This is a genomic window from Skermanella aerolata KACC 11604, assembly GCF_000936425.1.
Taxonomy (GTDB): domain Bacteria; phylum Pseudomonadota; class Alphaproteobacteria; order Azospirillales; family Azospirillaceae; genus Skermanella; species Skermanella aerolata.
Map to the genome: position 1 here is coordinate 117,135 of NZ_AVFK01000022.1, position 14,344 is coordinate 131,478.

Sequence of the window (14,344 nt, forward strand, 5' to 3'; positions counted from 1 at the left end):
GCCTCCCGATACCCGAACCCCCCGCCAACGACGCCTTCCCCAAGGGAGACAACCCGATGAAAACGGTCCTGAAAGCAGCAGTACTGGGAATGGTCACCGCCGCCTCTCTGATGGGCACGGCCTCCGCCGCCGACATCCGCGTCGCGTTCGTCCCGCAGATTCAAGGTATCCCCTATTACGTCGCGATGGAGGAAGGCGCCAAGGCGGCCGCCAAGAAGTTCGGCGTCGACTACGTCCAGCAGGGACCGACCTCGACCAATTCGGCCGACCAACTCCGCATCTTCGACAGCTTCGTCAACCAGGGCTTCAACGTCGTCGCCGTTTCTCCTGTCGACGTCGAAACGCTGAAGCCGGCCATCGCCCGCGCCAAGTCCCAGGGCGTCCACGTCATCACCTCCGATGCCGACGCCCCCGGCAGCGCCCGCGACTTCTACGTGGCGCAGGCGCGCGACCAGGACCTCGGCTTCACGATCCTGGACGAGATGGTCAAGCGGGTCGGCGAGGACGCCAAGGTCGCCATCATCTCGGACGCGCCGACGATCCAGAGCCTCAACAACTGGATCGACGCGATCAAGCAGCGCGCGTCGACCAAGTACCCCAAGCTCCGGATCGTTTCGGTCGACCACACCGACGGCACCGCCGCCCGCGCCTTCCAGTTCGCGACCGACGCAATGACCCGCAACCCCGACCTCAAGGGCATCATCGGCATCGCCTCCACCACCTGCCCCGGCATCGCCCAGGCGGTCGAGGCGTCCGGCCGGAGCGGCGAGATCGTGGCGACCGGCTACTGCTCGCCCAATACGGTGCGCGACTACGTGAAGAGCGGCGCCATGACCTATTCGGTGCTGTGGAACCCGTCCGACCTCGGCTACCTGACGGTCTGGGCCGCGAAGGAGCTGTCGGAAGGCCGCGCCTTCGCCGACAAGGTGGCGGTCGACGGCCTCAAGGAGCAGGCGACCTGGCTTGCCGCCGACAAGATCCTGCTGCTCGGCCCACCGATGGTCTTCACGGCGGACAACATCGACCAGTTCAAGTTCTGACATGGCTCACGTGACCGGCCTTCTCCCGCCGCTCCGACTGGCCTCGCCGACCGCGACGCGGGAGCTGGTGCTGTTCGCCGCCATCCTGATCGTCGGCGCCGGCTTCTCGCTGGCGTCGCCGTATTTCCTGACGGTCGTCAACCTCGTCCAGACGCTGCGCGCCGGGCTGGAACTGGCCATCGTCAGCGCCGGCATGACGCTGGTCATCATCATGGGCGGGATCGACGTCAGCGTCGGCGGCATCATGGCGGTATCGGCTATCCTGATCGGCAAGTCGTATCAGGCAGGATTGTCGTCGTGGTTCGTCGTGCCCATCGGCCTCGCGTCCGGAACGCTGCTGGGGGCGTGGAACGGTTTCCTGACCACCAAGCTGCGGGTGCCGCCCATCATCGCGACGCTGGGGTCGATGTACATCTTCTCCGCGATCATGTTCCTGGTGATCGGCGGCGCCTGGATCTCCGGCCTGCCCGGAACCCTGTCGCCGCTGGTCAACGGCAAGGTCGTCGGCATTCCCGCCTCGCTGCTGGTGATCCTGGCCGTCTACGGGCTGTGCTGGGTGCTGCTGCGCCAGCTTCCCTACGGACGCCACCTCTACGCGATCGGCTCCAGCGAGCAGTCGGCCAAGCTGGTCGGCATAAACGTGGACCGGACCAAGATCGCGGCCTACGCGATCCTGGGTCTGCTGGCCGGCTTCGCGGCCCTGCTCTACGTGGCGCGTCTGCGCAACGTCGAAATCAACATCGGGACCACGGTGGCGCTGGAAGCCATCGCCGCGACGATCCTGGGGGGTACCAGCATCCGGGGAGGGGTCGGCAGCCTGCTGGGGACGCTGCTGGGCGTGGTCTTCATCCGGATCGTCCAGAACGGGCTGGTGCTGATCGGCGTCTCATCCCTGTGGGAGACCGTCATCATCGGGGGCCTGCTGATCGTCGTGCTGACCGCCGACGCGCTGGGCAACCGCAATAATCAAAGAGGCGCCTGAAATGACCTCTTCCGCCACCGGGGCCAGGACCATCGGCTCCTTCGTCGACCGGCTGCAAGGCGATCCGCTCCAGGCCCGGCTGCTCCTGCTGCTGGGTCTCTGGGTCGTCTCGCTCGTCGCGATGAGCCTGCTGTCGCCCTATTTCCTCCAGGCACGCACCGTCCCCTACCTGCTGCAATACATCCCGATCCTGGGCCTGCTCGGCCTCGGGCAGACGCTCGTCATACTGGCGGGCGGTCCCGGCATCGACCTGTCGGTCGGCTCGATCGTCTCACTGGTCGGCGTCTTCACCGGGGCGCTGGTGGCGGCCGGGATCGGCGTCTGGCCCGCCAGCGCCGCCGGCATCCTACTCGGCGCCGGCCTGGGCTTCGTCAACGGCTTCCTCGTCAACGTCCTGCGCATCCCGTCGCTGATGGCGACGCTGGCGACCATGTTCGCGTTCGGCGGGCTGGCCCTGGCCTCGACCGGCGGGCGGCCGATCGGCGGCTTCCCGGAGGAGTTCGGCTGGCTGGGCCAGGGGACGACGTTCGGGATGCCCAACGCCTTCCTGTTCGTCCTGCTGCCGGTGGCCCTGGTGCTGCACGTCATGCTGACCCGCACCGTGACCGGCCGGCACATCGTCGCCTGCGGCAACGACGACCGCGCCGCCCATCTCGCCGGGCTGAACGTCGCCCGGATCAGGGTCGGCCTCTACATGCTGAGCGGCGTGCTGGCGGCGGTCGGCAGCGTGATCTCCCTGTCGTGGTTCCTCGCGGCCCGGCCCGATGCCGGGCGCGGAATGGAGCTTCTGTCGGTCACGATAGCGGTGCTGGGCGGAACGCATATCTTCGGCGGCACCGGCGGCATCCCCGGCACCATCGTCGCGATCCTGATCGTGACGACGCTCCAAATCGGGCTGCAACTCGCCAATATCTCGGCCGCGTGGCAGCTGGGACTGATCGGCGTCCTGCTGATCGCCTCCGTCTCGACCACCGGGGTCTTCCGGCGGCTCCGGGGGATGGGATCTTGATCGCGGCACCGGATGTCCTCTGCGTCGGCGACCTCGACCTCGACCTGTTCGTTTCCGTCCCCACGATCCCCGGCTTCGACCAGAAGGTCGGCGGACGTCACCTGGGCCAGATGCCGGGCGGGATGTCGGCCAACTCCGCCGTCGCCTTCACCCGCCTGGGCCGCCCGGCCCGCCTGATGGCCGCGATCGGCGACGACGCGGGCGGCGGCGAAGCGCTGATGAAGGTCGCGGCGGAGGGCGTCGACGTCAGCCATGTCGTCTGCCGCTCGGGCCTCAACAGCTTCATGTGCGTCGTCCTGCTCTCCCCCTCGGGCGAGAAATCGCTGATCCGGCTGGAGACGGACGCCTATCTCCCCAGGGTCGCCGACATCGTGCCCGCCGTCTTCGACGGCATCCGCCACATCCACGTCACCTATGGCGACGCCGACCTGACCGAGCACGTCCTGCGTCAGGCCCGCGACCGGGGCATCACGGCGTCGCTCGACCTGGAACCGCCCGACATCCAGCGCGCTCCCGCCCGCTTGGCCCCGGTGCTGGAATTGGTCGATACCCTCTTCGTCAACCGCGAAGCCTGGGTATGCGCCGCCGAGGCGCTCGGCGTCCCGCTCGCCCCCGCGATGCTGAAGCAGGGCGACGGCGAGATCGTCGTGACGATGGGCGCCGACGGCTGCCGCCACATCTCCGCCGCTGGCCAGACCGCGGCGCCCGGCATTGTGCTGGACGCCATCGACACCACTGGCGCGGGCGACTGCTTCGCCGCCGCCTACATCGCGGCCAGGATGGAGGGCGCCGCCCTGCCCGACCGCCTCCGCTTCGCCAACGCCGCCGCAGCATTGGCGACGCTGGCCTACGGCGCCCAATCCGCCATGCCCCGGCGCCGGGACGTCGAAGAATTTCTTCAGTCGGAGGGACAGACCCATGCCTGAGCGCCGTTTCGAGCATGTCGAGGAGCTGAAGGCCGCCGGCCTCACGCCGCCGGACGAACCTACCCTCCACTTCCTCTGGCAGATCGTGGACGAAGGCGTGCTCGGCGCCAGCCGCCACGTGGCGCTGGGCAACGAGTTGCTGCTCCACATCCTGGACACCGTGCCCAACCGCTGGGAGGCCCTCCTCCGCGCCCGCATGGCGGCCTGCTTCATCGCCCGCACGCGCGGCCACGATACGCCGGTGATCGGCAACAGCCTGAAGCTCCTGCTGGCGGGGCTGGACGACATCCCCGAAGCCGGACGCGCCGCCGAACTGCGCAGCCGCATCGGCAGCTGGAGCGAGGCGGCCATCGCCCGCAAGCGCCGGCTGGTCGCCTCGGCGGTCGCCCACCTGTCCCATGTCCGGGGCGTCATGGCCTTCGACTATTCCAGCACCGTCTCGGCCATCGTCCTTGCCCTGGCCGCCGCCAACCGTTCGCTCACCGTCGTCGTGCCCGAAAGCCGGACGATCGCCGGCGGTGCCCGCTATCTGGAGGAATTCATCCCGGCCGGATTGACCGTCCGCTACCTGCCGGACGCCGCTGTAGAGTACGGCCTGGGCTTCTGCGACGCCGCCCTGTTCGGCGTCGAGACGCTGCGGAGTGACGGCAGTTTCCTGAACACCATAGGCAGCCGGATGATCGCGAAGCTCGCCCGCCTTCAGGGCAGCGAGGTCTATGGCTGCACCGACTTGCTCAAGCTGGACCTCCGCAGCTATTCCGGCTGGCGGCCCGCCCCGGCGCTGCGGTCCTACGACAAGCCCCTGCTGACCGGCCTGACGCTGCCCGGCCTGGGCTATGCCGTGACGACCGCGCCCGAGCTTGAGGTCATCCCGCCTGACCTGACCACCGCGATCCTGACCGAGCACGGCGCCGTACCGCCCCAGGCGATTTGGGCGCTGGGCCGCGAGACCTTCCCGACCGGAACCGCTGGAGCCTGACGATGAATGACGTGATGAGGCGGGAAATCGCCGCGCAGGCCGGAATCCTGGCGGATTGCCTGGAGCCCCTGAGCGCGCGCATCGGCGGCATCGCCCGTCCCGAGGGCTGGATCATGGCCGGCGGCTGCGGCGACTCGGCCTTCGCGCCCGCCGCCCTCAAGGGCTTCTTCGACGCGATTGGCATCCAGCTCGAAGCCACCACCTCGATGCAGCTCGCCGGCTTCACCCGCTACATCGCCGGCGACGCCGTCGTCCTCAGCTCGATCTCCGGCAACACGCGGCGGACGGTGGAAGCGGCCCATGTCGCCCGGGCGTCCGGCGCCCACGTCGTCGCGGTCACCTGCGGCAAGACCAGCGCTCTCGCGAAGGAAGCCGACGATGTCGTCGTCCTGCCCTTCACGCCGATCTCCCGCGTCACCCCCCACACCCTCGACTATCTGGTCACGGTGGAAGCGCTGGCGGTCATGGGCCTGCACTGGATCGGCGAGGGTACCGATCCGCTCATCGAGCTTTTTGCGCTGATGCCGCGCTGGTCGGAAGCCGCGCGCGATTTCGCGGAGGACGCGGTTTCCGCCATGGACCCGGCCGGAAAGATCTTCCTGCTGGGCGGCGGCCCGGACCTTGCGACCGCCGGTTATGGTGCGGCCAAGTTCCACGAGGCCGGCGGCATCCCGGCCATCGCGGCGGAAACGGAAAACTTCATCCACGGCATGAACTTCATGGCGGAACCGCCGGACAGCCTCTTCGCCATCGCGACGGCGCCGCTGTCGATCCGGCGCGGCGCCGAGGTCGCGGCCAATTTCCGGTCCTTCCTGACAAGCACCGCCCTGATCGAGCCGGAACCGTTGGATCGGGGTCCGTTCGAGCCGGGCGGCTGGCAATCGGCGCTGGCGGCGCTGCTGTCCACGACCCTGAAGGTGCAGCACCTGTGCCTCGCCTATGCCGACCGCTTCGGCCTCGACGTGACGGCGCCGCGCGCCGGCCGCGACTTCGGCGCCCAGCACGCCGAGATCCAGGCACGCATCATGGCCATGTGACGGACGCATTGCCCGCTTCCTTGACGATGTCGGCCAACGGGCGCTTGATCGCGCCCGAGCAAACGTCCGTTACCGTCAAGTCCAGGCCAATGACCGCTTCCGCCAGTTCTCCCGCCGGCCCGTCCATCGCGGTCGTGGCGCTCGCCGGGTCCGTTTCCCTCGCCGTCGCCATGGGCGTGGGCCGCTTCGCCTTCACCCCGCTCCTGCCGATGATGCTGAGGGACGGGACGATCGACATCGCGCAGGGAAGCTGGCTGGCGACCGCCAACTACCTGGGCTATCTGGCCGGCGCCCTGCTGTGCATGGTCCTGCCCCGCTCCTGGTCCGGAGCGGTGATGATCCGCTTCGGCCTGATCGCGACGGTGCTCCTGACGCTCGGCATGGCCCTGCCGCTGCCGGCGCTGTGGCCGCTGCTCAGGTTCCTTGCCGGCGTGGTCAGCGCCGTCGTCTTCGTGTTCACGGCGGGCTGGTGCCTGGCAAGGCTGGCCCGGCTCGGCGCTCCCGCCATGGCCGGGGCCATCTTCACCGGCCCGGGCTTGGGAATCGCATTGTCCGGGCTGGCAGCGACGGTCATGGTTGCCGTCCACTGGTCCGCCGCGACCGGCTGGCTGGTCTTCGCCCTGCTGGCCGCCGTCCTCAGCGTCGTGGTCTGGCCCGTCTTCAAGGGCGCCGATCCGGCGGCGCCGTCCGCCGCGGCGACGGCCCCACCCCCTGCCCCACCGGCTCCCGTCGGCGGCGGAACGGCGGAGATGACGGTCTTCACCCTGGCCTACGGGCTGGCCGGATTCGGCTACATCATCACCGCGACGTTCCTGCCCGTGATCGCGCGCGAAGCGCTGCCGGGTTCCGTCTGGCTCGACCTGTTCTGGCCGATCCTGGGCCTTGCCGTGGTGGCCGGCGCCCTGCTGACGACGCGCGTGCCGACCCGGTTCGACACCCGGCTGGTTCTGGCGGTCTGCTACGCGATCCAGGGGCTCGGCGTCATCCTGACCCTGTTCGTATCGTCGCTTGCCGGTTTCATCGTCAGCAGCGCCCTGGTCGGGCTGTTCATCACCTCGATCAGCTTCTTCGCGATGCAGGAAGCGCGCCGCCTCCGCCCGCACCACGCCGCGCGCTTCATGGGCCTTCTCACCGCCCTCTACGGCATCGGCCAGATAGCGGGTCCGCCCCTGACCGCAGCACTGCTCGCTCGCCTGCCCAGCCGCGCCGAAGGCTTCGGCTGGTCGCTCGGCATCGCATCGGCCGCCCTCGCCGCCGGAGCCTGCCTCTATGTCGTGATGTATGTCGTCTGGCCCCGCCGCACCGCACGCGCCTGAAGAAGACGCGGCGTCAGGTCTCTTCCGTCCTCGGATATCCCGATACGCCCTCGCTCCGGGCCGACGGCAGATGTCCGCGCCGCATCAGCCAGCCACGCATCAGACGGCGTCCCGGCACTTCCACCAGTCGGTACAGCACCCAGGAGCACGCCAGCGTCAAGCATACCATCAGGACCAGCGCCGTCAGCGACTGGCCCTGCGTGAAGCCGACCCCGAAGGGCTGGCGGTACAGGAACTTCCAGCCGTCAAGGAGCACCGCCATGATGACGACATGGCTGAGGTAGACCGAGTACGACAGCCTCCCCAGCGCCGCCAGCGGCGCCGACCGCAAGACCGAAGCCCCGGCCCCCGTGTTGCCCGCCGCGATCAGCACGATTGCGGCAAGGCCGGGTATCGCCAGCGCATCGGGCCAGTCGAGCGCCATCGGCAGCAGGCCGGCGGCCGTCGCCAGCACGAGCGCCGTGTCGCCATAGGCCCGGCGCGGCAGTCCGTTGCGGTACAAGCCGTGCAGGACCACGCCGATCATGAAGCCCAGCAGGCACCGGACGACGCCCAGGTCGTAGGTGATGTCCAGCTCCAGCGGACGCCCCAGCGACATAACGTAGAGGCAGGCCACGCATGCCGCGGCCAGCAGGAGCCCGGCCGCCCGCCCGCATTTGTCCAGCGCCAGGATCACCAGCGGGCTGATCAGATAGACGGCCCATTCGGCACTGATCGACCACGAGGGCGGGTTCCACGTCACGTCGTCATGCAGGTTCCAGCCATGCATCAGCAGCAGGTTGGTCGCCAGCGCTTCCAATGACTGGCGGTCGGTGAAAGGCTGGTTCTCGACCGCTCGCCCGGACATCACGACCGCCAGCTTGACCAGTTCCAGACCGACCAGGATCATCAGCGTCGCGAAGTGCAGTGGATAGATCCGCGCCAGCCGGGCCGCCAGGAACTCGCGGTATCCTCCCGTCCCCAGCCGCCCTCCCAGAAAGCTGGACCGGTAGACGTGGGTCATCACGAAGCCGCTGAGGATGAAGAAGAAATCGACCCAGATATAGCCGTTTCCGATCAGGGCGTCGAACGGCCAGAGCGTCAGGTTGGGTAATGCCCAGCGGTCGAAATGAAAAAGGACGACCAGCAGCGCCGCGATCCCGCGCAGGGCATCCAATCCATAAAGATATCCGGCTGACGATGCTGGCGAAATATCCCGGTTCGATCCGTGCCGTGCCGATGCGATCCGGATGTTGGTACCTGTTGGCATAAGGACATTCGGGTTCTGATTGCAGACAAGAAGTCAACACCAGTACGATAAGCTATGGCTACACGTTCCTAGGGACTACTCCGCTACGCAATCCCATTCGCTCCCGCCCCGGTTACGAATGGAACGAACTGCCAACATTTCGCTTCTAAAGATAGCATTCAGGATTGGGGTCGACACGCCGGCTCCGTCGCTTATGATCGCTGTTCCGCTTAAGCCGAGCGGACGCGACAGGAGAAAATCGGGGATCGGATGGCAATTGCGGAGCTGCAGCGGATAAAGAACGCCTGTCCCCCGACCGACCCGCTTCACCGGATACTGTCTGCGCTGCTCGCGGCACTGGAGAAGCCGCGGACCGAAGACCGTTCCCTTGTCGATATAACCTATTCGTTCTGGTACCTGGGCGACGACGCCCTGTGCCGGCACCTGCTGGAGAACTTGGCAGGCTGCCCGCTCTCGCCGGCGGAACTGTCGCAGATCGAAATCCTCGTCGCCACGCGCCACTGGATCGACGGCCAGATCCCCAGGACGCACCAACTGCTCCAGAAGCAGGTCCGCTTCCTGTCCTCGCGGCCGCAGGCGCGCGAGATATCCTTCATCCAGTCGCTCGGACGGCATCTCGTCCATCTGCTCAACACCTTCGTGCCCGACCGCTACCGGGCCGCACCCGGAACCGGTGCCGGAAACAGCCGGCGGCGGATCGACTTCATCGGCGATTCGCACGTGCTTGCCGCCGCCAACCTGATCCAGCCGCTCGGCGGGGAAACCTTCCAGGTGCGCGCTCACTACGTACCGGGGGTGAAACTCTGGCACGTGATCCAGGAACCCCGCCCTAAATACGCTGTCGGCATGGACAACGCCGTCGCCGCCCTGGCAAGAAGCCCCAACTCCTTCGCCGTCTTCTCCGTCGGAGAGATCGACTGCCGCCCCAACGCCGGGTTCTACAACGCCATCCGACGCGGAGAGTACGAGATCTCGGCCATCCCGCCCCTGGTGGACCGCTATCTGGAGCGCCTGGAAGGCTGGCGCCGGCAAGGAGGTTCGGACCGCGTCGGCATATGGAGCATCCCGGCCCCGCGGGAAGACGTGCTCGACCAGGCCGGAGCCGACAAGGCTCTGGTCCGCGACATCGTCGCCACCGTCAGCGACGCCCTGGCACGGGGCGCCGCCGCGCGCGGCTACGTCCTTTTCGACCTGTATGCCCTGACCCAGCGCGACGGCTTCGCGGTCGCCGGCCACCACATCGACCATGCTCATGTCGGAAGCCACGTCCTGGGCGCGCTGGCCAAGGACCGCCTTATCCGCAACCTGTAAGCACAGGCAGGCGCCGCCGAACCTCAGTGCCGCCGACCCTCAGTGCCGGCTGCCGAGATCCTTGGTCTCGTGCATCGCGTACAGGACGGAAGCGCTGAAGGCCAGGAAAGCTCCCACGACCAGCAGCAGATAGAGCACTTCACCCGTATCCATATCGTCACCCGTTCGCCATGGTGGATTTGAAGGCGGCAGGCGCTGCCGACGGCATTGTCCGGACGGCCCGCACCATCGCGATCAGGCCGGTCAGGACCAGCCCTGACGCCGCCAGTCCCGAACCCAGGACCAGAAGCCCAAGAACCACGAAAAGCAGCGTCTCCATCTTTCCACCCATCGCTTGTAGCGCCTGTCGTTCAGGCAGTGGTGACACGCTAAACCCGCACACGATGGAGGGCTTTGACCCAGGTCAAATCCGGGGGCGGGAATGCTTCTCACGCTGTCCGCAAAAACCCCTACTACTTTTGATCTAGGGATACCGGTTCAAGTCCAGTAGCGCTGCATCCAAGGGAAGGGTATAGTTCGATACGTATTGGCTCTTTGTTATAATATTGCTAAACACAGGATATTTATGGAACGGCTTGCCGATGTTATTATTTCTCTACGAGCGAATAACGCATTCAAATATACATTCTGTGTCGTAGCCTTTCTGCTTGCACTCTTTATCCGAATGGCACTCGATAGTGTGTTGCCTCCCGGCTTTCCATTCCTGACCTTCTTCCCAGCGGTTATACTATCGACACTGCTTGCCGGCTTGTGGGCTGGTATCGTGAGTGCCGTGGTCTGCGGGCTCGCCGCGCTGTATTTCTTCATCCAGCCCTATCATTCGTTTGTACTGGACTACGGAGGCGCCGTCGCGATGGCGTTCTATTCCTGCGTAGTCGCCATCGACATCGCTCTGATCCATGGAATCACCAGATCCCTGGAACGGCTCCGTCAGGAACGCAACCGCAGCGCCGACCTGTCGCGCCGGGCGGAGATCATGTTCGCTGAACTCCAGCATCGGGTTTCCAACAACCTCCAGACCGTCGCCGGCCTGCTGCTGCTCCAGGAAAGCGAAATCGAAGACGCCAAGGCGCGGCACGCACTCCAGGAAGCCCGCAACCGGATCACGCTCCTGGGTAAACTGCACCGCAAGCTGCACGACTCCAGTCTGGCGACCGTCGACTTCGGAGCCTTCCTGGAGGAACTGTCACGCGACGTGATCCAGGCGGCAGGGGTAAAGGGCGTCGAGTGCGCCGTCAGCACAAACGGCGTGGATGTCTCCCCGCGCCAGTTCATCCCGCTTGCGCTGATCATGACCGAACTGCTCAGCAATTCCCTGGAGCACGGCTTCGCCGACGGCCGTTGCGGCACCGTCCGCATCGCCTGCGGCAAAGCCGCGGCACCCGGAGAGTTCATCCTGTCGGTGGAAGACGATGGCGCCGGCCTTCCCCCCGGTTTCGACCTGCAAAAGACCAGGAGCCTTGGCCTCTATATCGCCAAGTCGCTGGCGCAGCAGATCGGCGGCCATCTGAGCATGACCAGCGATCGCGGAACCCGCAGCACACTTCGATTCCCCGCCTCGGCCTGAAAAACTTCAGAAACCGGCATCGCCCCGATATCTCGACTGTGCCCGATATCTCACCGGTGCCCGAACCTCATCAATGCCCGATCCTCACCGGTGGAATGTCAATCCAAGGCGGCATCGAAACTCGGAGGAACGGTCCCCTTTGATTTCCGGTCCACCTGCGCCTCCTTCGAACCCAGGACCTGTGCGGCGCCGGCCAGAAGCCTGCGGGAGTTCTCGAACATCGTCGCCATCTGCAATGTCAGCAGGAATATGCCGGCGAAGACCAGCCCCGTATGTCTGAGCTGGACGCGCGCCAGCAGGTTGGGGATCGCCGACGGCAGCGGCATCCGCATGACCGGTATCATGATCAGGACGCCGACCACGGCACCCGCGATGATGTCCGACGGATAGTGATATCCCAGGTAGATCCGCGGGAAGCAGATGACCACGGTCGTCCAGATGTAGGCCGCAATGCCGAGTGCCCGGACCGCGAAGAACAGGGCCGTCGAGAGCGCGAAGAACATCACCGCATGGTCGCTGGGGAAAGAGCTGAGCTCGACTATTCCGGGCGGATGGTCCCCGAAGGGTTGCAGGAAATCCAGCGTCGGCTCCTGCATCGGACGGAGCCGCCCCGGCAGCAGGTTCTGCATGGCGCGGGCGACGACGATGGCCAGCAGCGTTCCCGCTATACTGCGGAGCGCATGCAGTCCGGGCGCCGCGAAGTTCGGCCCGTTCCGCATCCACACCCACCACAGCAGGCCCATGATCACACCTCCCTTCAGGAGGTGGTTGTCCGCGATCACATAGAGGGTCTTGTCGAACGTGAGGTTCATATTGCTGAACTGATTCAGCCAGCCGATCACCATCAGGTCGAAAGCTTGCATCGTTAAACCCTGCTATGTCTCACACCGTACTAATTTATTTAAAATCACTTTTAATTCCTCCGTCCATCACTTTGATGTCATTTAAACGTAATATTCTCACCCATCCCCAAAGTTGTCCGGACCCATTCTTTATATGATCTTGACGGTGCCCCGCCTCTTCCATCCCCTTGCCTTTTGCCCCGTAGGCGGGCGGTTCGCAGCCCGCCGTGACGCTCCGACCCCTCTGTTCCCGGACGCCTTCATTTTGGCTTGTAGCCATCGTTCCGCGGGATTATCTTCAATGTGTCCAATTCTCTACCGATCGGAGGATTTTTTGATTGTCGCTGCTTCCGACCTGGCTGAACGGTCGCGTGATCTGATCCTGCCCCCGTAGGCAATCGCCGAACGTCGGGAAGTCCCGGACGCCGGGTGCGTTCCCGCGTCGGCAAGGATGTATTCACCGGCCCGATACCAGCCGCAAGAGGGATGCCTGTGGAGGCGCCTGTTCCTTCTTGTGCTTTCCGTACCCTGTGTACGGATCGGAAGCGTTTGGTGAAGACCGAAATGACATCGAAAAATCCTGGTCTGGCCGATCTCGGCTGGACATCCTTCTTTCAATCCCAGATCTCGGCCGACGACCTTAGCAGCTCTTTCCCTGTTCGCGTACTGGCGGTTCATCGCGGCCATCTCTGCGTGGCGGGCGATGGCGGTGAAGCGACGATCCCGTCCTATCTGCGCGACGCCCGGTCGGAGGAAGAGTATCCGACCGTCGGCGACTGGCTGCTGATCGACCGCGACACCCACCGCCTGGATCGTGTGCTGCACCGCGCGAGCCTGTTCAAACGCCGGGCACCGGGGACAGGGCGCAAGCCGCAGCTGATCGCGGCCAACATCGACACGCTGTTCATCGTCTCCTCCTGCAACCAGGACTTCAATGTGGCGCGGCTGGAGCGCTATCTGATCCTGGCGGGGGAAGCGGGCGTCACGCCGATCGTCGTGCTGACCAAGGCCGACCTGACGGACGAGCCCGAGGCTTATGCCAAGGCCGCCCGCGCCCTGCGGCGGGGACTGCTGGTCGAAACCGTCAACGCGCTCGACCCCGGCGACATCGCCGCGATCAAGGCGTGGTGCGGTCCGGGGCAGACGGTTGCCCTGATGGGATCGTCCGGCGTCGGCAAATCGACGCTGATCAACACCTTGACGGGTGCTCCCGCGCTCGCGACCCAAAGTATCCGCGACGATGACAGGGGACGGCACACTACCACAGCCCGCTCTCTGCATCGCCTCGAGGAGGGCGGCTGGCTCATCGACACGCCGGGCATGCGGGAGCTGCAACTGACCGATACGGCGGCCGGCGTGGACGAGGTTTTCGAGGACATCACGGCATTGGCCAAGTCCTGCCGTTTCTCCGACTGCGCGCACGGAACCGAGCCGGGCTGCGCCGTGCGGGCGGCGGTCGATGCCGGAACGCTGACCCCCGAACGCCTCGCCCGCTGGCGGAAGCTCGCCGCCGAGGAGGCGTTCAACACCGAAACCCTGGCCGAACGCCGCACCCGCACCCGCGCTTTCGGCAAAATGGTGAGGTCGGTGCTGAAGGAGAAAGACAGGATGAAGCGGTCCTGAGGAGGCGCAAGGCATCACCTCTCCAGCAAACCTCGCCCGCGCGTCGGCACGACCATCAGCGACGACCCCAGCCCTACCAGCAGGAGGGCTCCGACGACCGACATCTGTTCTCCGCCACCGCGATCCCAGGCTCGCCGGCCTTTACCCCCACCACTTAATCTGCTGGTGCAGCCTGATCCGCCACTCCCCCCCAGCGCAGGCCGTTTTCGTCATGTCACAGTCGGAAATCACGGCTGCCGTGCGCCGCGCGCGATTGGTTCTCTATCCGACTGACCAAATCGCTGAGGGTTTCCTGATCCGCTTCCCAATCGATGCGAGAATAGCTGAAGAAGCCGTTGATGGTCATAGGCTGGCATCTCGACGGGAAGAACGGAAGCGGACTGCGATATTGCGGCTCCTACCCAGCATTCCAGCAAGTGACCTTGCCCCCGTGCAGCGCCTCCCATAGCGCCTGAGTTATGCC

The 14,344-nt window shown here is 65.9% G+C and carries 14 protein-coding genes; 10 read left to right on the forward strand and 4 right to left on the reverse strand.

Annotated features, from left to right (window positions below; translation table 11 throughout):
* The first annotated feature begins 56 nt into the window (after window positions 1–56).
* The 7 genes from N826_RS23680 (at window position 57) to N826_RS23710 (ending at window position 7,289) form a co-directional block, all read left to right on the forward strand.
* Window positions 57–1,040, forward strand: a complete 984-nt coding sequence (locus tag N826_RS23680) for an autoinducer 2 ABC transporter substrate-binding protein (RefSeq protein ID WP_044432833.1) — start codon at window positions 57–59, stop codon at window positions 1,038–1,040.
* A 1-nt stretch (window position 1,041) separates the two neighbouring features.
* Window positions 1,042–2,022 (forward strand): ABC transporter permease, encoded by a 981-nt coding sequence (locus tag N826_RS23685; RefSeq protein ID WP_044432834.1) that lies wholly within the window; start codon window positions 1,042–1,044, stop codon window positions 2,020–2,022.
* 1 nt (window position 2,023) lies between these two features.
* Window positions 2,024–3,031 carry an ABC transporter permease gene (locus N826_RS23690; protein WP_052831900.1) on the forward strand — a complete coding sequence of 336 codons (1,008 nt, stop codon included), beginning with the start codon at window positions 2,024–2,026 and terminating at the stop codon, window positions 3,029–3,031.
* Complete coding sequence (locus tag N826_RS23695; RefSeq protein WP_044432835.1) at window positions 3,028–3,957, forward strand: carbohydrate kinase family protein; 930 nt, start codon at window positions 3,028–3,030, stop codon at window positions 3,955–3,957. Before N826_RS23690 ends, N826_RS23695 begins: the two co-directional genes overlap by 4 nt.
* A complete protein-coding gene (locus N826_RS23700) occupies window positions 3,950–4,936 on the forward strand; it encodes an eIF2B alpha/beta/delta subunit family protein (protein ID WP_044432836.1) in 987 nt (328 codons plus the stop codon). Before N826_RS23695 ends, N826_RS23700 begins: the two co-directional genes overlap by 8 nt.
* A gap of 2 nt (window positions 4,937–4,938) precedes the next feature.
* Window positions 4,939–5,973 (forward strand): SIS domain-containing protein, encoded by a 1,035-nt coding sequence (locus N826_RS23705; RefSeq protein ID WP_044432837.1) that lies wholly within the window; start codon window positions 4,939–4,941, stop codon window positions 5,971–5,973.
* A gap of 89 nt (window positions 5,974–6,062) precedes the next feature.
* The gene (locus N826_RS23710) at window positions 6,063–7,289 is read left to right on the forward strand and encodes a YbfB/YjiJ family MFS transporter (RefSeq protein WP_044432838.1); all 1,227 of its coding nucleotides are present in this window, start codon (window positions 6,063–6,065) and stop codon (window positions 7,287–7,289) included.
* Window positions 7,290–7,302: 13 nt separating this feature from the next.
* Here N826_RS23710 and N826_RS23715 read toward each other — a convergent pair whose 3' ends face one another.
* Window positions 7,303–8,538: an acyltransferase family protein gene (locus N826_RS23715; protein ID WP_084721102.1), complete on the reverse strand. Its 1,236-nt coding sequence runs from the start codon at window positions 8,536–8,538 to the stop codon at window positions 7,303–7,305.
* 249 nt (window positions 8,539–8,787) lie between these two features.
* Here N826_RS23715 and N826_RS23720 point away from each other — a divergent pair, with 249 nt between their 5' ends.
* Entirely contained in the window at window positions 8,788–9,849 is a 1,062-nt protein-coding gene (locus tag N826_RS23720; protein WP_044432840.1) for a hypothetical protein, read from the forward strand.
* 157 nt (window positions 9,850–10,006) lie between these two features.
* On the opposite strand, the gene N826_RS43275 is transcribed toward N826_RS23720, so the two are convergent.
* Window positions 10,007–10,168 carry a hypothetical protein gene (locus N826_RS43275; protein WP_157599361.1) on the reverse strand — a complete coding sequence of 54 codons (162 nt, stop codon included), beginning with the start codon at window positions 10,166–10,168 and terminating at the stop codon, window positions 10,007–10,009.
* A 246-nt stretch (window positions 10,169–10,414) separates the two neighbouring features.
* On the opposite strand from N826_RS43275, the gene N826_RS23725 reads away from it, so the two are divergent.
* Window positions 10,415–11,416 (forward strand): sensor histidine kinase, encoded by a 1,002-nt coding sequence (locus N826_RS23725; RefSeq protein ID WP_044432841.1) that lies wholly within the window; start codon window positions 10,415–10,417, stop codon window positions 11,414–11,416.
* Between the two features lie 98 nt (window positions 11,417–11,514).
* Here the strand turns inward: N826_RS23725 and N826_RS23730 are convergent, their stop codons facing one another.
* Entirely contained in the window at window positions 11,515–12,279 is a 765-nt protein-coding gene (locus N826_RS23730) for a phosphatase PAP2 family protein (protein ID WP_044432842.1), read from the reverse strand.
* 543 nt (window positions 12,280–12,822) lie between these two features.
* Here N826_RS23730 and rsgA point away from each other — a divergent pair.
* Window positions 12,823–13,881, forward strand: a complete 1,059-nt coding sequence (gene rsgA / locus N826_RS23735; RefSeq protein WP_044432871.1) for a ribosome small subunit-dependent GTPase A — start codon at window positions 12,823–12,825, stop codon at window positions 13,879–13,881.
* Between the two features lie 214 nt (window positions 13,882–14,095).
* Here rsgA and N826_RS45780 read toward each other — a convergent pair whose 3' ends face one another.
* Complete coding sequence (locus tag N826_RS45780) at window positions 14,096–14,227, reverse strand: hypothetical protein (RefSeq protein WP_280178488.1); 132 nt, start codon at window positions 14,225–14,227, stop codon at window positions 14,096–14,098.
* Window positions 14,228–14,344 lie beyond the last annotated feature (117 nt).